The following is a 19,720-nucleotide window of genomic DNA, read 5'->3' on the forward strand; positions in this document are numbered from 1 at the left end:
ATGCTTTCGATTTATTCCAGATTATCTGTCTTTGGTTTCAGGCAGACAAGCTGGAGTGTCAGTGCAGCTATCACCACGATGCCGAGTACGGCGAAGGCAAAGCCCAGGTTGCCGCCATCAGAGCACTTACCCATCACCTGTGTAACCATGGCTCCGGCAAATACGCCCACCATATTCATGATACCGTATGCTGTGGCTCTGTACTTTGCCGAGATAATCTGGCAGAGGATTGGCATATTGTTGGCATCAAACATACCGAAACCGATACCGAAGAGCAAGCCTGCTCCTACGATGGCTACCAAACTGTGACCGAAGCCGAGGAGGAAGAGCGCAGGAATGGTCATACCCAAACCGATGGCACTGGTATAGACACGGCCACGGATGTTCTTCTGTACCCACTTGTCTGAAAGCACACCTCCGAAAAGTACACCATGCAATGAAGATACGGCGATGGTGATGGTTGACATCGGACCCGCCTGCGACATTGGGATGCCCAAATTCTCAGCAAACAAGGTAGGGAGCCAGTTCTTGGTTGCCCAACCTGGGAGAGAAGGTACTGCAAAATAGAAGAGGATAACCCAGAATGCCCAGGTAGAAAGTACTACCGACAAACCCTGGAACAGTCCACCCTTGGCAGGTTTTGCCTGTTGCACAGGAGCTACATTCACCGCATCCTTATCCTTATCATGCAACAAAAGGAGCAACACTACAGAATAAGCGATTCCGAGAATTCCGAACCAGTGGAAAGTAGTGTGCCAAGAGAAGGCAGCAGCCACTGTAGCACCAAATCCTCCGATAGCCTGACCCACATACAAACCGGTCATGTGGACGCCGATGGCGAGAGAGCGGGATTTGCCTTCATGCCAATCGGCAATCAGCGACAAAGCAGAAGGAATGTAGAGGGCTTCACTGATACCCATCAAAGCTCTTAGCATGTAGAGCTGGTTGAAACTGGAAGCATAACCCATCAGGTAAGTCACAAGAGACCAGACGAAGAGGCTGCCTACTACTAATTTTTTACGGCTGATTCTATCTGCCACGATTCCGGCGAATGGACTCACGATACCATACACCCAAAGAAAAACTGCCATCAAAGCTCCAAAAGCTTCAGCTTGCTGCAACTCCACGATGTCTGCCTTCATTTCCGCCTGCATGGTGGAAAGCATCTGGCGGTCCATATAGTTGAGGAGAGCCACTACCCAAAGGAGAGCTACAACCAACCAAGGATAAAACTTTTTATTTTTCATTACTCGACTGTTAGTTTTGTTATTCGGGTGCAAATATACAACAAAATTAATTATCTGCCAAATTTCAATAAACTTATTTTCATTATTATCATTAAATAAATTAGTTTAATTATTTATTATATCCTTTTTCTACATAATACCTTATTATATATATAAAAAGAGAGCTTGTATGGTTCAAAAACTATTAAAAGACAGGAAATCAATCCAAAGTAGCTAGGAAGCAAGGTAAAAACAGCAAGAAAAAGACTAAAATATCATTTTCTTTTAAATATTTAGATTAATTAACTTAGAAATATTAATAAAACGAATTTATTTATTTAACTTTGCAGCATAAAATAATTAATTAAGAGATCTCTATATGTTAAAAGACATCATCAATCATAAAAAATGGTCTGCGTCAAAGTCTGCCCTCCTCAACCAATTCATTGAACACGGTGGGCAAACTATTGCTGAGCTCTCCAAGAATTTGGGGGTCAGCGTTCCATATACCACCAAGACACTGAACGAACTCATCGAAATCGGATTGGTGCAAACGACAGGCAAAAGAGACAACTATTCTAAGAGAGCGCCTAAGATATACGACCTTATCGCTACCTCTGGATATTTTCTCGGAATAGATACCGGAAAAGATAATCTCACCTTCGGCATCTGCGACTTCTGCGGCAATATGATTGCAGACCCGGTAAAGATTGACATTGACTATAAAGACAACTTGGAATGCTTCGAAACCTTCATTAAATTCATCAACAGCTTTGTTGAAAAATCGGGCATTGACAAAAGCCAGATCAAGAATGCCTGCATGAGCATTGGAGGACGAGTGAATCCGGAAATAGGCTGTGCCTATAATTACTTCTCCTGCCTAGGAAAACCTTTGGCTGAGACAATGTCTGAAAAACTCGGACTTCCTTTCTGTATTGACAACGACACCCGATGCATGACATACGGAGAAAGTCTCAAGGGAGTTTGCAAGGGAATCAAGAACGTAGTCTTCGTCAATGTGAGCTGGGGCATCGGCATCGGAATCATCATCGACGGCAAACTGTACCAGGGCAAGTCGGGCTTCTCGGGAGAAATCGGTCACATGCACATATATAATAATGACATCATCTGCCACTGCGGAAAAACAGGATGCATGGAAACTGAAACATCAGGCTCTGCACTGCTCCGAAAGATGAACCAGAAGCTGCAGGAAGGAGGAACCTCCGTGCTCACCGACAAGGTGATGAAACAGCACCAGGAACTCACCCTCCAGGACATACTGGATGCCATCCAGAAGGAAGACGTGCTCAGCATCGAATCACTGCAGAGAATGGCTGTGGAGCTGGGAACAAATCTCGCAGGAATCATCAACACCTTCAATCCGGAAATGCTCGTCATCGGAGGCGACCTCTCGGTTACCGGTGACTATCTTACCCAGCCTATCTGCATGGGTATCAAGAAATTCTCACTCAATATGGTTAGTGAAGACTCACAAATCGTAACATCTGCCTTAAAAGACCATGCAGGACTGATAGGAGCCTGCCTCATGGCAAGAAGCAAAATATTACAAGGACATTCTTAAGAAAGAAATAAATAACTATTCAACTATTCATTACACAATTTAAACATGATGAAACAAAACGAGAAACCGTTTGTTATCGCCCTCGATCTGGGTGGAACGAATTCAGTGTTCGGCATCGTTGACAGTAGCGGAGAAATCAAAGCATCTACCTCTATCAAGACACAAGCCTATACAACAGTAGAAGAGTATGTCGCTGCTTCATGCCAGGCAGTGATGACTATCGTAGAAGAAACAGGTGGCATGGAGAACATCAAGGCAATGGGAATAGGAGCTCCTAGCGCCAACTACTATCGAGGAACGATAGAGAACGCTGCCAACCTGGTTTGGGGCAAGGGAATCGTACCTCTGGCAAAGCTCTTCGAGGATAAGCTCGGTGTTCCAGTAGCTCTCACCAACGATGCCAACGCTGCTGCGCTCGGCGAGAAATGGTATGGTGTGGCACAGGGCATGAACAACTTCGTAGAAATCACCCTGGGTACAGGTGTAGGCTCCGGCATTGTTGTCAACGGTCAGTTGCTCTACGGATGCGATGGCTTCGCAGGAGAATTGGGTCACATGATTGTGACACCGGTAAACGGACGTCCTTGCGGATGTGGAAGAAGTGGATGTCTGGAGACATACTGCTCTGCAACAGGAGTGGTAAGAACAGCCAAGGAAATGCTTGCCAACAATCCTGACACAACTTCCAGCCTTAAGAACATTCCTCTTGACAAGCTTACCTCTCTGGATATCTACAATGAGGCTATGAAGCAGGACGAGCTCGCTCTGCAGATTTTCAAACAGACCGGTGAAATGATCGGTGAGGCATGTGCCAATGTTGCTACCGTACTCAGCCCTGAAGCATTCATCTTCTTCGGAGGTCTGGCTAATGCAGGCGACCTGCTGATGAATCCTATCAAGGAAGCATACGAAAAGCACGTACTAAGTCTGTATCAGGGTAAGGCTAAGTTCCTTATCAGCGGACTGAAGGGTGCATCGGCTGCCGTCTTGGGAGCATCAGCCATGGCTTGGGAAATATAATCAACATTTAAATAAAAACAACCAAAAAACATTTTGCAATTATGCGCGTAATTATCGAAAAGAATTACGATGAGTTGTCACGTTGGGCAGCTCGTCACGTTGTGGAGACTATCAAGGCTTTCCACCCAACAGCAGAGAAACCATTCGTATTGGGTTTGCCTACAGGTTCTTCACCAATGGGTATGTATGCTGAAATCGTCAAGGCTGTCAAGGCTGGCGAAGTTTCTTTCAAGCATGTACTCACCTTCAACATGGACGAATACGTAGGTCTTCCTGAGTCTCACCCAGAGAGCTACCATTCATTTATGGCTCGCAACCTCTTCGATCACATCGACTGCCCTAAGGAGAACATCCATATCCTGAACGGCAACGCTGAGAACCTGGAGGAAGAGTGTGCACACTATGAGCAGATGATTGCTGAGGCTGGCGGCATCGACCTTTTCATCGGAGGTATCGGTCCTGATGGCCACATCGCTTTCAACGAGCCTTTCTCTTCACTCAACTCTCTTACCCGTGTGAAGACTTTGACAACTGATACCCGTATCGCTAACTCCCGTTTCTTCGACGGCGATATGAACAAGGTTCCTAGCACAGCGCTCACCGTAGGTGTTGGCACTGTTATGGCTGCAAAGGAAGTGATGATTCTCTGCAACGGCCACAGCAAGGCACGTGCTCTCCAGGCTGCTATCGAGGGTCCTGTTACCCAGGCTTGGACTATCAGTGCTTTGCAGACTCACAAGCACGGCATCATCGTTTGCGATGAGAGCGCTACCGACGAATTGAAGGTTAGTACTTACAAGTACTTCAAGGATATCGAGAAAGACAATCTGTAAAAAACAGATAGTATCTGAATTCATACATTGTACAAGAAAAAAAGGTTGGCGTCCTTCTGCTGAGAGGCAGGAGGGCGTTTTTTGTTGAGAAGAGCTTTTTCTTTGAGATGTTTTTTATTGAGATAGGCTTTTTATTGAGCAAAAGCTTGGAAAATAGTAAGAAAAGCCGTACCTTTGCAAACAAAAAAGCAAAACTAGGGATATGAAAAGAATCAAAATGCCACTATTGGCAAGAATCATCATTGCCATCCTGCTGGGCGTAGTCTTCGGCAATTTCTTCAATGAAGCAGCCGTCAGAGCGTTTCTCACCTTCAACGGAATCTTCAGCCAGTTTCTTGGCTTCATGATACCGCTCATTATCATCGGTCTCGTAACACCAGCCATTGCCGATATCGGACATGGAGCCGGCAAACTCCTCCTTGCCACCGTGGGCATCGCCTTTGCCGATACCATCCTGGCAGGTCTACTAGCCTATGGCACAGGCTCTGCTCTCTTTCCACACATGATTGCCAACTCGGCCCATGTGGCAGTAGACAAAGTGGAAGAACTCAAACCCTTCTTCGAAATCAAGATACCTGCCATGGTAGATGTGATGAGTGCCCTCGTATTCTCGTTCATCGCCGGACTGGGCATTGCCCATAAAGGCAGCCGCACCATGCAAAAGATATTCCAGGAATTCAAGGAAATCGTTTCCGGTGTCATCGCCAAAGTCATCATCCCCCTCCTCCCCCTTTACATCTTCGGCATTTTCCTGGGCATGACTTTCTCGGGCGAAGCATACCATATTCTGCTCGTCTTCGCTCAGATTATCCTCGTGATTCTCGTGCTCCATATCGTGATATTACTTTACGAATACCTGTTGGCAGGCGGCTTGACCCATAAGAATCCGTTCAAGCTACTGCTCAATATGTTACCAGCCTACTTCACAGCACTGGGCACCTCCTCATCGGCAGCCACTATCCCGGTAACATTGAAGCAGACCTTGAAAAACGGTGTCACCGATGGCATTGCCGGATTCACCATTCCGCTCTGTGCCACCATCCATCTCTCGGGTTCAATGATGAAGATTACCTGCTGTGCGCTAACCATCTGTCTCATCAATGGTATGCCGTGCAATCTCCCTCTCTTTCTCAATTTCATCTTCGTGCTCGCCATCTGCATGGTAGCTGCTCCGGGAGTTCCGGGAGGAGCCGTGATGGCAGCGCTCGGTCCGCTAGCCTCTGTTTTGGGTTTCAATGCTGATATGCAGGCGCTTATGATAGCCCTCTATATTGCGATGGACAGTTTCGGCACCGCCTGCAATGTAACGGGCGATGGTGCCATTGCCGTAGTTGTGGATAAGATATTCAGAAAGGATCAATAAAAAATAAAAAGGTGTGTCATTAGTCCATGACACACCTTTTTTATTTTATCATCTTGAAAACTTAGAATTTAATCCAGGTCAGCTTCTTCCATATTCCCTCGAAAGGACCATGGGAATAGTACTTGAGCCAGAGGTTAGAGAACAGACATTGTACTACCACCATGGCAATACCCACAAAGAAGGCATAGGTGATGCCGAGCTTCGTCTGGAGATTGAAGCCATAATAAGCAAACAGTCCGCAACCGATGATAGACTGGAGGAAGTAGTTGGTCAGACTCATCTTACCAAACTGGCGCAGGAACGACAATCCCTTTCTGAACCATTCCTTACCGTACCACAGCAATACGAAACCTGAAACTACAAACGAGAGGATGAAGAAGTTGTAGATAGGATAAAGCCAACTGTTCCATGTTTCCATATGGCGCACATCAGCGATGCCTCCCACAATCAATACCAGGATGGAAACCGCCAGCACCTTTTTCCACAAAGCCAGGTTGTTGTTCTCATTGTAGAACCAACGCTTTCTTCCCACCAGCATTCCGAGTATGAAGAGGCAGATGGTCTGCGTATGTCTTCCCTTCATCATGCACCAGTAATAGGTAGCCACCTGTCCGTATCGCAGGTTTCCATAGGCATTCTCCAGGAAACTGCCGTGCTGATGACCATGATACATATTTCCATACACCTCTCCCAATGCCGATGCATCTACCTGCCATCCGGTAATGAGGGAATAGATTTCTATCGGTTGGATAAAGAGGAAGGCAACCACCCACCAGAGCCATTTGGTAGGAAGATAGCTCAATGGGATGAGAACCAGACCATAGATGGCATAAGAGAAGAGAATGTCGCCATCGAAAAAGGCGGTGTTCACAATACCGAGCATTGCCAGGAGGAACATTCGCCAGGCGAATCTACCCGAAAAGCAATTTCCTCGCTGCTGCTGGTTATCGTTCATGATGAAGAAACTCAATCCGAAAAGCAGGGCAAAAATGCCATACATCTTTCCCGACAGCAGCAATGCCAGCACATCTGCCATCCAATCATCACAACCCAGCGTATAAGCATGTTCGAGGCTTCCGTCATACATATTGAAATGCTCCACGGAGTGATAGAGAATAATACCAGCCACTGCCAATCCTCGCAAGGCATCAGCCACGTCAATACGGCTGTTTTTCAATCCTAATGTCTTGTAAAAATTCATTTCGATTTTGTAAGTTAGTTATTATTAGCCCACAAAGGTATAACATTTTGTTGGAAAAAGCGAATAAATCAGCCTTTTCCTAAGTTATTCGTCAGAAAAAGTGTGGGAATTTGTTGATTATTCGTTAGAAAAAGTGTGGAGTTCTTGCGATTATTCATCAGAAAAAATGCAAATTAACACAAAATTATTTAACGAATAAAAGCTTCGATTCTGACATATCCGTCAGAACCGAAGTGCAAGCCAATCATCAAACTTCACGTTCTGGAAGGTATGGATGCCCAGCTTCTCGGCAGCCTCGCAGTTTTCCTTCAGATCATCGATGAAAAGGGTTTCGTCGGGATGGATGTTCGCCTGCCTGATTACCTCCTCATAGATGCGGGCATCAGGTTTTGCCAGATGCATTCGCTGAGAGAGGAAACAGTGCTCGAAATAATCCTCTATCCCATAGTTCTGATAAGGGAAGAGATGATCCACGCAATAATCCCAATGTATATCAATGGTATTGCTCAAGAGGAAGAGACGATAGCCAGCCTTCTTCAACTGCAGGAGTCGCTCCTTTTTCTCATCCGGAATCTCCACCAGCATCTTGTTGGCAGCATCGATGATTTCTTCATTCGTCACATCAGTCCCAGTCAACTCGCGGGCTGCATCGCAGAACGCTTCGGTGGTAATCATTCCCACACCCAGTTTGCTCATCAGCTTCATCCCCTCACTCTGAGGATTCGGATTAGCCAACTCCCCCATTCCTATCGCCTTGAAAGCCCCGATGCATCCTTCCGGATTGAGTTTCACCAAGACATTACCTAAATCGAATATGATATTCTTGTATTGCATAATCTATATCTTTTATTCTATTTTTATATGATTTTCTGAATAATCATCTGTGCATTGCCATAGAAAGGCACATCCGTCTTACCCAAAATTGTGGCAGGAAGGGTGGCCATTTCCTGTAGATTATCCATCGGAACCAGCACCGTCTTGGCTCCATTCTCTGATAGCAATGATACCCTATCAGAGAAATTGGTAGCCCTGACTATCGCCCCACCAATAGAAATGTTACCGATGATGCCCAGCGCTGGCTTCAGGTTTCTGCCAAATACCGATGATACGATGGCGGCAAATACTGCCGAGCCGATACCGCCCACCTGCGTGGTTCCCAGCAATGCCGTCACCTGCACCGTTACATCCAGCCGCATCAGCGAATGTTTCTGCGAGAGAATACTGCTCTCGTTGGCACGGATATAGTTATAGGTGTTACGGATGTCTTCCTTCACCTCAGCAGAAGAAGTGCCGCTCACCGTCAACTTGCCATTGCCCTGCATGGTGATCACCTCAACCTTAATCAGCGATACCTTGTCACCATCGCAGGTTGCCGTATAGCAGGTGCCTGGAGCCAAAGGTGCATCTTCTATCAGGTTGCTGCCACGTTCCTCCGGCACGGAAACAAAGGTTTCCTCCTGGGTCTCCTTGTCTATATAAGAGAAATTGGTATCCCAAAACTCCATGCCGCCGATGCGCTTCAACTGTTCCTTTACTCTTCTGCGCATTTCTATCGCCCAGCTAAGATACTTGCTGATGTCTTCCTTGGTGAAGTTGCCATCCGGGTGCATCAGCTTGATAAGGGCAGACACCGTCTTTCTCACCGGTTTGGTATCACGCTGTCTCAGCTGTGAACCCAAAGTGAAATAATCGTCCAGCGCATTGGTATAGTTGTCCTTACGCAGATGATGCAGCATCTCGCTGAAGAAATCAGTACTGAAACCGATATGGTTGGTGAAGTTGGCTGGAGCAAACTTCATGATTTCCCATCCCGGCAGGAAGAAACCGATACGGTCCAGAAAGGCCGTATCATCGCTGATCTTGTCTGAAAAAGGACTAAACAGATGGCTCGTCTGCAACACCGTCTCCACTGGCTGGTTGATGTTACCATTCAGAATGATGGAGGCATTGGCCGATTTCTCGCCACTCTTACCGGCACGCGAGAACGATCCACTCTCCATGTAGTCTTTCATCAGCGGCACCACTTCCCTATCCTTAAACAGTTCATCGGTAGATTCATCGAAACAGACCGCATCCCATTTGCCCATGGCACCAATCTGACCATTGCTGTTGTTCACAAACAGAGAGGCAGCAGTACCCTGTCCGCCACTCACCAGCATGGAATAAGGAGACAACTCCTTAAACACGAAAGATTTACCCGAACTGCGTGGACCCAGTTCCGCCATATTGAAATTGGGCTCCACCAAAGGGATAAAGCGAGAAAGCAGAAGCATCTTCATGCGCTCCGTCATTCCCTCCGATTCCGGTTCATAGCCTCCACTTCTCAACAGCACGTTCAGCCACTCTTCGTTGGTAAATTCCCTGCGGGCTTCCACAATGCGGTCGAGGCTGAAATTAGAAAGCTGGATAGGACGAATCTTGGATACCACGAAAGGATAAATCTTGTTGCCTATCATCATGCTCGAATCATAGTCGATGTCGATGATAGCCCAGATGCCACCCATCATCATCTTCTCGTGCTGGATAACCAGACTCTCGTCGATATTCGCCTCACGGATATTGAGGTTAGAAAGTTCTGCCCAATATTTATCTTTCGATGCATCCAGACGGACGGAAATCTTGTCAATCACCTTGTAGGAACCTTCCTCCTTGATTTTCGACTGAACCACATTCGCCTCATCCGGATTCACATAATGTTTCTGGAGCACACGTTTCACGCTCTCCACTCCCTCCCTGATTTTTTCCTCATCGTCGGTACTGCAACTGTTGGCAAGCAGGTATTCCAATACGAATACAGGTACGTTGGCTCCCACCTTCACGGCACGGACGATGTCTTTTCTTACCACAAAGCCTTGGAACAAATCCAGGAGTTTTCTATCTAATTCTATCATTGTCTATCATGTTTTTGCCCTTTTACAGGCAACGTTTTAAAACAAGTCATCCAGGTCTCTTGATGATGCCGACTTCACCTCGCAGAAATCAATCTGCTCCTTGGTGGCTGCATCTACCAGAACCACCTTTATGTTTCCTGATGATGGCATTTCAAATTCATTATTGTCAAGCAGTTGCCCCGGTTTGATGGTAACAATCTGTGTCGATTTTTGCTGGCTTCCTTCATAGAGATGCAGTTCGATGCGGCGCTCCTGCTTGAAGACATCAGAAGATGATTCTGCCTGAATCTTCAACTTGAAGTATTGACCAGCCACATGCTGCAGTTCCTTCTTGTTGGCGATATTCACCTGCAGCGCCTCAACACCAGCATCCTTGCCAAACTCATAGATAGGAATGATGCATTCCTGCGGTGTAAAGCCACCATGTGCATAGCCGTAAGCTCCCTTGGTTACAAACGGCTTGTCGGTCTGTGCATAATACTGATAGGCTGATCCGCAGAAATCATCCTGTCGGGCTATCAGATTTACGGAAGAAGGAGTCAGCTGATCGTTAGCCAGACAGAATCGCTCATCCAGTTTCTGGATGTCACCATGCGGAGCTGGAATCTTGTCAGCCTCATCCAGGATGCCCGTAATAACGAAGCCGTGGTCGGCTGTTACATACACCTTGGCATATCCCATATCCAGCAGGTTCTCTATTTTTTCGGCTATCTCCTTCTCATAATTATTGATGTCCTTCAATGCCGCCAACTGCTTCTTCTCGCCCACCTGGTCTATATCACCATACATCAATACAAGATGCTGGGCGGTGATGCTACTGTTCAGTTTGTCTGCCTGTATCACCTCAACATCAGGCACCTGAGTCTTGAGATGGCCATAGCGGGCCTGTGCCGAGAGTTCCACGCCTTCACAGCCAAACAAGGCACTCATGCCGTTTTCCGTAACGGATGGGAGCATGGCGAAGGCATAGTCGTTAGACTTCTTCGATTTGGCTTGCTGATAGATGGTTTCGGCGATTTCCAGTCGCAGACCATCGCATACCAGGATGGCGATTCTGCCCTTACCCAAGAGTTTTTCCTTCAGCAATCCTTGCTGCGAAGGCTGGTAATCCTTTGCCAAAGCAAACCATTTATCCAAGAGTTCCTTTTCTGCCTGCTCATAGAGATACTGGAAAGGGCGTAGCCATTTCTCATCGTGCAGCCAGGCTGCATAGAGATGGCGCACAGCCGTATCAAGTACCGCAAAATGAGCACGGTAATAAGTGGCGAAATCCTGTAGGGAAGCCACCTTGTAGAGTTCACCGTTCTTGAATTCCACGATGGTCTTTACATCCTTGAGCCAGGCTGCCTTATAGCTTACAGCCTGTCTGCTCTGGATGCGGGCATCGATATACTGGGTATAGCCCGCCAGAAATTCTCCGTTTTCTATGGCATGGCTCAGGCGCTTGAACAGGGCATGGTCTAATGCCAGGAATGGATGGTCGGGATGAGCCTTCAGCGGATCAGCCTCCTTCAACCTGGTATATCGGGCGATGTAGTCTGCCATCATTGCATCCATATCATGCCTACTGGTACACCTGTGATAGATAGAGAGCAGGGAGGCTGAAATCTGATTGCTGACCAGACCATCAAAGATGGCATCCATCACAGTCTGAGCCAGCACCTCTGCAGGCTGTTCCGTCTGCGGTTTGCCTATCATGGAAAAGACTTCGGCAGTGAATATCTTCCATACATCCTTGTCCATGTTCTTGGCAGTAGATGCAGGTGCGGCCAGCAAATCCATCAGGAGCTTGTCGGTTTCCATCGGCTTGTTCAGCCCCATGACTATGCCCTTCCACCAGTTCAGGCTTTTTCCCTTACTCAACTTGGCAGCCACCAGCAATTCCGCCTTTGGCAACTGCGTATTGATCTGGATGGCATCAAACAAATGCTTGCGGATGTAAGTTTCCATATCATCAAGCACGATGCAACCTTGCGTCTCGGCATATTCGAGAAGGAAAGTCAGTTCACCCTTGCTTCTCTGGGTATAAAACACCACTTTCTCGCCAGCATGATGAGTCTCTGCCTCATACTTCGCCTTGATTTCATCCAGGTCAGAGCTGGCTACAGGCAGCAGCAAAAACTGAGAAGGAAGATAATTCAAGAGGAATTTTCCTTCTTTCCTGGCATCGGTCACTACGACTCGTCCCTCTCCTGCCGCTGCCTTGTTTATATCGTCAATGAACCATTTGTCTATCATTGTTATTTATTCTTTTTAGTTTTACCAATCTGCATTGAGATATTTCTTCAGCTGTCCGTTGTTGAGCACCTCGTAGCTCAGCAAGCCGGCTTTCTGTAGTGGGGCTATGTTCTTGCCCACACCGTCGTCGAGCTTCGGGTCGTAGCCGCTGGCAAGGAGGGCATCTATCTTGTCGGCAAACAGATGTAGTTCCTGCAGCTGTTCCTTGATTTCGGCTGCCTCTATCTTGCCGTTTGCCGTGGTTGGGTCGATGGCGGCAAGGCGGTCGGAAAGACCGCTCTCCCGGTTGGCGAGATACACGCTCTTGATGCGGAAGAGGGTGTCGCGGCTCCAGGTGTAGATGCTTACGTAGAGGTCAATGGCAGAATGACCGCTTGCCGGGTCACCACTGGTAAGATGCCAGATGAATGGTGTCTTTGGCAGATACATAAAGAGGTTGAGATGGTCGCTGAGTTGCTGGAAGAACTTTTCATACAGATACTTTCTCAGACTCTTACCGGTGCCCAGGTTCATGCAGAGCAACTGCTCTATCTGCGAGATTTGCGCCCCGCTATAGCCTCGTTCCACCAGTTCCTGCTCAATGCGTACATCCAATGGCTCCTCACCCATACGTTCACAGAGTGGGATAACGCCATCGTCATCTTTCTTCAGGATGGCACGGATTACGTCGGTTATCAGCTCAAAGCAGAGGCTTTGGGTTCGCTGAGGCGGAAGCACCCCGGCATGGCGGAACTGATACCATACTTCAATAGGGTTCATGCGATGGTTGTCGCTGTTGCAGAACTCTTCCCAGCCATAATTGTTCTGATAGAGCTTTTCGAAATCAGTGATTTGTGGCTGCTCGTTGTCGATGGCAAGCGAATCCAGATGCTCCCAAACTTCTGCTGAGGCTGGGAACTCGGTGTTTTCTTCCTTCAACCAAACCTTGTATGCCTCCAAGGCTGCCTGCGATACGCTCAGGTCACCCACAGGAATGCCTTCCTTATCCAATACCATCTGGCGGTCGTGCTCACTCAACTCATAGACATCGAAGACGATACGGTTGACGATGGCCTCGTTCAAGAGGATTTGAGTCAAGAGAGCATTCTCATAGTTGTAGTAACGGGTGAGCTCAGACTCTGGGGATGAGACTGGGGTGATTGGTGAGTGAGAATAGTTCTGCTCTACGACAGAATAGGTGCAAAGATGCTTTTTGATATCAATATTATTCTGCACCAAAACATCTACCATTTGCTCATTCTTTTCATTTGGACGTGCAAAAGGAACACGCTTTATATCTCCCTGTGTTACATTTACCGTAGGATTCAAGCTCTCCAACAAATAGGTTGATAATATTGTATTAAGAAATCCCAAATAGTAATTAATATTAGAATACTTCTCAGAAGGAAAGATACCAGGTCCAGCACCACTGATAATTTGGTTTGCAGGCAAATATCTAAAAGAACATCCACGTGAGCCACTACTACAATATGTCACACCTTCTTTGAAATAAAACTTTTCACTTTGCGGACGAGAACGTAATTTACCCTTATCATCAAAGAAGTTTTTAATTTCATAACCATTATCTTCCCAATTAACCTTTACCCAAAAATTGCCGTACCACTTATTATATGGTCCACCTTTAGGACAATCAAACCACTTTGAAATATCATTGACCTCCCACCAATAGCGGTAAAATCTAATATTGTCACCAGTTACCAAACCTTGAAGTACAAAGGTTATTTCTTCAAGACTTGCAGAACCAAACTTCTCTCTAAACTCATCAGAAATCCAATAGATAAAAGGCCATGACTTAATAGCCTTCAACTTATCTTGCGGAAGGAGATAGACATGCTTGTTCTCATTGTCTGCTACGATATCAGACAACGCTTCTAAGCAATATTGCTTCTTAAACTTTTCTTGTGGAGTTCTTGTATATTGGTCAAGAGAGATAAAAAGTGAATCATTCTTTTCAGACTTATCCTTCTCCAGAACATAGAAAGCAGGATCCACCATGACGCTACCAAAGAGATTACTCAATCCATATTCTACAAAGAGATTGATATGAGTCTGGTTAAGAATAAACTTGCGTACATCCTCAAACGTTTTGATATACATAAACGTCATAGGATGAATCATTCCCACCTTACCCAATTCATCCGTCAACTCGCAGCATCTCTTGATAAAGCAAGCATAGAGGTTGATGTTGAACTTCATCGGCTTTTTATAATTAGCCTCAGCAAACTCCTTCAGTTCCGGACCGAAATCGCTGCTGTCAGTATATGGCGGGTTAGCCACGGCGACATCAAACGACGTGGTAAGAATATCCAGGAAAGTCATGGCGTCATTCACCAATGAAAGACTATAGGCATTGCTGCCCTCTCCACCCCACAGTTGCACCTGCTTGCGAAGCATTTCTATCGCCTGGTTCTTGAAAGAGAAGAAATCATGAATCTGATAGTCATTAAAAAGATTACGCTCCTGCTTAGGCATCATCGCCTCAATCTTTTCCTTCAATCGGAGCAACGATCCAAACTTATGGGCATTGCAGAGGTCATTCCAGATATCCTTAATCACCTCTCGCTGCTTTTCATCCCAATGAGCATCGCCCATTTCAAATGTCGCCTCAATCGTCTCATAATCAGGCAAGGAGAAATGAGAAGACACCACATTGCAGAATGTCGGCATTTTGCCTCGACGGCCCTTCAGCTGCATTGCCTTGATAAACAGGGCTATCTGGGTAATCTGCACGGCACGCTCGTCCAAATCTACACCATAGAGATTGTGCTCTACGATGAGCTTTGGAATATCACGGCGACTGAAGTCGGCACCATAGTTCTCCATCTGATCTACATACATGTCATAGAACACGGAGAAGGCATAAATGAGGAAGTTACCACTACCGCAGGCAGGGTCGATAAGTTTGATATCGAGCACCCCATTCTCCTTAGGATGACGCACCTGCTGCTTCGGTGCATTGGCTATCAGATACTTGGTCTTGCCGGTTTCCTCATCAATCATAAAACGGCTGTCAGGATACATCTCCAGATATTGCTTGCCCAGGGTATTATCTACCAGGAACTTGACTACCCACTGAGGAGTATAGATCTGACTCTGGAGAAAAACCTTATCATATTCTATTTTCTCTCCACTCTCCTTGAGCTGCACCTTTTCTACGGCATTGAAGTTCTCATACATCCAGCCCAGGATATCATCCCCCTTCCAGATATCCTCGCCGCACTGCTCATCCAGTTCGATGCTGTTGAAAGCCGTGATAATCTCGTCGAGTTCATCGGCAGTAGGCAGGATAGCATAAGGATGGTCTGCCTTAAAGAGCGGAATACCGAAATCATCGAAGAGTTCAGCAAACTTATCTCTCAGGAAGTTTTTCAGTCCCATTCGTTCAGCAGATCTCTCCTCAGGGTGCTCTTCGAGCCACATCTTGTGCGAATAAGACAGATTGCCATGTTCTGCACGTCGGCGAATCACCTCAGGAAAGAGTTCACGGTCTTCCATCACCTTCACAGCCGCCAGTCGGTTGAAGAGTGTAAAGACACATTCCTTGATAGCCTCCTTTCGAGCCTCAGCATAATTGCCCATCGCAGCCTGGTGTGTAGCGATGATGGTATCGAGCACACGTCGTTTAGGCTGCTGCTCATCCGACAGCGTCTCCACCGGCATTGCCTCCTCCTGCAATCCCAGTCGAGAGAATCTATTGTCAATGGCCTGCTGTATCAGGCCTCTAATTTTCAGAACATGGTCTATCAGTTTCATATCTATTGTATTTTAAACTTTTCGAAATCTATTTAGTGCACAAAGATACATAAAATATGGGAAATAATTCAAAGAAAAAGCTAGAAACTTAAAAAAGTACGCAGAAACTTTTAGTTTCCACGCACTTTCATAGAAAATATTTAAGGTCTAAACCTTACTTTTGGATCGTATGATTTCAACAGAGGACCATATTTTGAAATTTCAGCCTCTGTCATCAGACGAGCTTGGGCAGATAAAACAAGATGGCCATCTTCATCAATCGTGCATACATGGACATGAACAACTCCCTTAGGAAAAACCTTTCCATCTGGATTTATATGCATATGCCCCCAATCAAAAATCAACATTTTTCGATTGCCAACATTAATAATGGCCTGCATAACCGCTCCATTTTCATCTGTAGAAAAATACATGTCAGAAGAATCAGGAAATATAGGCAGACCTGCATGTTGTCCAGCAGGATCTGCATTCATTTCCATAACCCGTCCGATAATGCCATTTATCTCATGAACAGCCCAAGCTGTACTATCCTCAAACAAATATGATGAAAATCTATTTGTCGAGTTATAGAGTTTTTGATTTCCCATACATTCAATAATTATCAAAATTATGATTATACTGCATCCCGTTATAATTACGCTTCCGCAACCATTGGAAAACAGTAATACTACTATCCAACAATCCCATATCCTTTAGATTGGCATTCAATGCTTGGGCAAGACTCATGAAATGAAATTTCTCAGTTTGTCCTGCTCGCCCAATTACGTACTCATCATACATACATCTATAGATATAGAGATGGTCATCATTATCATTCTCCCAAAGAAGCAAATCATTGCCTATAGTTGGACAAGATTCTTGCTTATGACGTAACTTCTCAAAAAAGTCACGCTCCTGACTAGACAGATAGTTATCTATCATGCCATTAAACAGCTTCTTGTCTTCCTTCAATAATACATGAATTTGTGTTTTCATTGCTTCTAAAATTTTTCGTGATATGATCAGGTATATAAGTAACTGGAAGTAATGATGAGAGATTATCTGGATATTTACCTCCATAGACAATAAGCCTTGTTGGTTGCTTTTGAGCAATCAATTGTTTAACCGCATGATGCCAAAGAATATCAGCTGACTGACAAAACGAATGTCCGATGCCACAAACGGCAATAATACTCTTTTCAGGAAGTCCCTCAAAACAGTATTTCAGAGAATTCGCATCCCCCCAACTAGCCACAGGTATAACCTGTAAACCACATTTTTGCCAATAAGCTGCAATGAAACGAGAACGATATACGTTCTGTATGTTCATCTGTTTAGAAGGCGCATCAACATACAGGGAATAATCAGGTGCAAAAACATACGCAAATTTTTGAATTTTGCTGGTTATCAACTCCAAATTATCCCAAATCTTACAAAACTTATAATCATCAAGGAAAAAGTGTAATGCAGTATCTTTACCATTACTTTGCTTACGATTAGTATAAGCACACATCTCAAAATTACAATCACCATTATAAGGTTGCAACACGGGAAACTCATTTTCCGATGTGAACTTCATGCCAACAGATAGATGCATATTATCTACTGTCAATTTACGCTGCTCAGTTTGTGACAACTGAGCAATCAACTTACTTTTCCCTCTATTTGTGTGGTCCAATTGATACTGTTCTTTCGAAGAGAACAGAGAAGGAGGATTGGACGAAATCTGCAAAAAACAATCTTTCTTATTCATGAAATCTTATTTTTTTTTAAAATTAAACAAAAAACATTATCGATTTCCGGAAAAGGATGCTGATTTGCCAAATTATTAGTAATTTTGCAGCACTTTAAGAAAAATCGCATTTCCGAGCATTTTGTAAGACTAAAGGTTTTACCATCGGGAAGCTGAACCTCTATGTCCCTATGTTATCGCCAAATAACATAGGGATTTTTCGTCTTGTTATCCTTTCTTTTTATGCCATAGCATTCCTCCTATTTCTTTTTCGCCTTCCAACTATGAATTCGCTTATCGATTTCATCTTTTGGCAAACGAGTATTAATATTCTTGAGAGCTTCCATCCTTTCAATGGCAGTCTCACTATCAATGATGTCGTGGTCTAATAACTTATCGAACAGATAAAGAATTCCGTGAACTTCCACTTCATCTTTCTGAACAATTTTTCGGAGTTTACCATCTCCGGTTAAAAGAGAACAGCCCATATCTTTAGCCAGTTTCCACACAGAGCAATCCTGAATACTTGCATTAGAAATTTTTGAAGCTTCCATGCGCATAACAGCCAGCTCAACCATTTCTTTCGAAGAATGCTTTTTTACAAGCAATCTTCCTTCCTCCTCAAAGACTCTTATAGCCTCTTGCTGCTCGGCAATCAACAACTCATGAATAATCATGTCTGTTGTATGGATTTCCCAAGGCAACTTGAAGAAGTCGGTAAGCAAATCCACGCTTATCAAGTCTATGAATATATTTGTATCACTTACGACTATCTTCTCCATTGGCTATATTACATTAACGGTATCACGAACAGTAGTAACTGAACACTTCAGCAAAGAAGCTGCTTTAGAAGCCGTAATCAATTGCTGTGCCAGCGCACTATAGACCATTGCCTTGAAACGAGAAACCTTTTTCGTCTGCAATTCGAGGAAACGCTCTTTATCAACATCTTTCCCAAAAGTTTCCTTTTCCACATTTTTACGGATTCTGAAGCTCTTATATCTTTTCTCCGTAACAATGCCCTTCTGGTAGAGCTTATACATGATAGCATCTATAGATATGCCATAGGTTTCCTGCAAAAAGATAAGCTCATTTAGAGATATCTTATTCTTGCCTTCAAGTGTTTTCGCTATGACAGAAGTAGGCAATAACATTTCATTTGCGAAAGCATTGCACATATTTTCTATCTCGCGAGTACTTAATTTCTCTGAGAATTTATCATTAAACAATAAATGTCCAAGCTCATGCAATGCAGTAAATCTCTTACGCTCTGCCGTACCTATTTTACTGTTTAAGACAATTACAGGAAATTTCCCATTGATCATTCCACTCACGCCATCAAACCCATCAGGTCCTTCTGTGGTAATGAACTTAACCCCATTTGCCTCTAACATATCCTGTACATTAGCGATAGGGTCAGAACCTAACTGCCACTTATTGCGAACAAATTGTGCATACTTAACCATATCATTATAGCTCAGCAACACTTGTTCGCAAGGAATTCCTTCAAAAGAATCACCTTCATCACCCAAGATTTCTTCGATCTCAAGATAGCGTTCGATTTCATCCTGGATATTCACCTTTAATGCCTCGATATCTTTCGTTCCAACACTCGCTTTTTTGCGAAAAGAAACTTTCATTTCCTGTACATCAAATGCAAATGAACGGAAGAAATAATCTAAATCCACACGAAGTGCATCAGCCAAAGCTATGAGAATCGTGCTGGACGGCATCATCTTGGCAGCCTCGTATTTTGAGATTGCCTGCTTGGAAACTGAGCCATTTAGCAATCGGCTCAAAGCCTCCATAGAGATCTTTTCTTTTACTCTCGCCTGACGTAATCGCTTAGCGAAAGTTTCCATTTCGTTCAACATATTTATAACTTTAACTAGTTCTGTTGAC

At 44.9% G+C, this 19,720-nt stretch carries 15 protein-coding genes; 4 read left to right on the top strand and 11 right to left on the bottom strand.

Going from position 1 to position 19,720, the window contains the following annotated elements; genetic code table 11:
* Positions 1 to 11: 11 nt before the first annotated feature.
* On the bottom strand, positions 12 to 1,247 hold the full coding sequence (locus tag ACQRBJ_RS10595) for an MFS transporter (RefSeq protein WP_294969454.1): 1,236 nt from the start codon (positions 1,245 to 1,247) through the stop codon (positions 12 to 14).
* A 358-nt stretch (positions 1,248 to 1,605) separates the two neighbouring features.
* On the opposite strand from ACQRBJ_RS10595, the gene ACQRBJ_RS10600 reads away from it, so the two are divergent.
* From ACQRBJ_RS10600 to ACQRBJ_RS10615, 4 genes are all read left to right on the top strand, one after another.
* Positions 1,606 to 2,808 (top strand): ROK family transcriptional regulator, encoded by a 1,203-nt coding sequence (locus tag ACQRBJ_RS10600; protein ID WP_445303586.1) that lies wholly within the window; start codon positions 1,606 to 1,608, stop codon positions 2,806 to 2,808.
* 48 nt (positions 2,809 to 2,856) lie between these two features.
* Entirely contained in the window at positions 2,857 to 3,828 is a 972-nt protein-coding gene (locus tag ACQRBJ_RS10605; protein WP_420377616.1) for an ROK family protein, read from the top strand.
* A 41-nt stretch (positions 3,829 to 3,869) separates the two neighbouring features.
* Positions 3,870 to 4,661, top strand: a complete 792-nt coding sequence (nagB, locus tag ACQRBJ_RS10610; protein WP_153122475.1) for a glucosamine-6-phosphate deaminase — start codon at positions 3,870 to 3,872, stop codon at positions 4,659 to 4,661.
* A gap of 202 nt (positions 4,662 to 4,863) precedes the next feature.
* On the top strand, positions 4,864 to 6,024 hold the full coding sequence (locus ACQRBJ_RS10615; protein ID WP_441937168.1) for a dicarboxylate/amino acid:cation symporter: 1,161 nt from the start codon (positions 4,864 to 4,866) through the stop codon (positions 6,022 to 6,024).
* A gap of 61 nt (positions 6,025 to 6,085) precedes the next feature.
* On the opposite strand, the gene ACQRBJ_RS10620 is transcribed toward ACQRBJ_RS10615, so the two are convergent.
* From ACQRBJ_RS10620 to ACQRBJ_RS10665, 10 genes are all read right to left on the bottom strand, one after another.
* On the bottom strand, positions 6,086 to 7,225 hold the full coding sequence (locus ACQRBJ_RS10620) for a DUF418 domain-containing protein (protein WP_445303587.1): 1,140 nt from the start codon (positions 7,223 to 7,225) through the stop codon (positions 6,086 to 6,088).
* A 222-nt stretch (positions 7,226 to 7,447) separates the two neighbouring features.
* The gene (locus ACQRBJ_RS10625) at positions 7,448 to 8,059 is read right to left on the bottom strand and encodes an HAD family hydrolase (protein WP_445303588.1); all 612 of its coding nucleotides are present in this window, start codon (positions 8,057 to 8,059) and stop codon (positions 7,448 to 7,450) included.
* A gap of 23 nt (positions 8,060 to 8,082) precedes the next feature.
* Positions 8,083 to 10,116, bottom strand: coding sequence for a protease Lon-related BREX system protein BrxL (gene brxL, locus ACQRBJ_RS10630; protein WP_445303589.1), 2,034 nt, complete (start codon positions 10,114 to 10,116; stop codon positions 8,083 to 8,085).
* A gap of 36 nt (positions 10,117 to 10,152) precedes the next feature.
* The gene (locus tag ACQRBJ_RS10635) at positions 10,153 to 12,354 is read right to left on the bottom strand and encodes a PglZ domain-containing protein (RefSeq protein ID WP_445303590.1); all 2,202 of its coding nucleotides are present in this window, start codon (positions 12,352 to 12,354) and stop codon (positions 10,153 to 10,155) included.
* Between the two features lie 21 nt (positions 12,355 to 12,375).
* Positions 12,376 to 16,107, bottom strand: a complete 3,732-nt coding sequence (gene pglX, locus ACQRBJ_RS10640) for a BREX-1 system adenine-specific DNA-methyltransferase PglX (protein WP_445303591.1) — start codon at positions 16,105 to 16,107, stop codon at positions 12,376 to 12,378.
* Between the two features lie 140 nt (positions 16,108 to 16,247).
* Complete coding sequence (locus ACQRBJ_RS10645; protein WP_445303592.1) at positions 16,248 to 16,694, bottom strand: hypothetical protein; 447 nt, start codon at positions 16,692 to 16,694, stop codon at positions 16,248 to 16,250.
* A 4-nt stretch (positions 16,695 to 16,698) separates the two neighbouring features.
* A complete protein-coding gene (locus ACQRBJ_RS10650; protein WP_445303593.1) occupies positions 16,699 to 17,082 on the bottom strand; it encodes a hypothetical protein in 384 nt (127 codons plus the stop codon).
* Complete coding sequence (locus tag ACQRBJ_RS10655; protein ID WP_445303594.1) at positions 17,033 to 17,839, bottom strand: DUF4417 domain-containing protein; 807 nt, start codon at positions 17,837 to 17,839, stop codon at positions 17,033 to 17,035. The genes ACQRBJ_RS10650 and ACQRBJ_RS10655 overlap by 50 nt, the downstream gene beginning before the upstream one ends.
* 239 nt (positions 17,840 to 18,078) lie before the next feature.
* Entirely contained in the window at positions 18,079 to 18,600 is a 522-nt protein-coding gene (locus ACQRBJ_RS10660) for a hypothetical protein (protein WP_445303595.1), read from the bottom strand.
* 3 nt (positions 18,601 to 18,603) lie between these two features.
* Positions 18,604 to 19,692 (bottom strand): helix-turn-helix domain-containing protein, encoded by a 1,089-nt coding sequence (locus ACQRBJ_RS10665; RefSeq protein ID WP_445303596.1) that lies wholly within the window; start codon positions 19,690 to 19,692, stop codon positions 18,604 to 18,606.
* Positions 19,693 to 19,720: the final 28 nt, after the last annotated feature.

This window comes from Prevotella sp. SGI.167, assembly GCF_050313615.1.
Taxonomy (GTDB): domain Bacteria; phylum Bacteroidota; class Bacteroidia; order Bacteroidales; family Bacteroidaceae; genus Prevotella.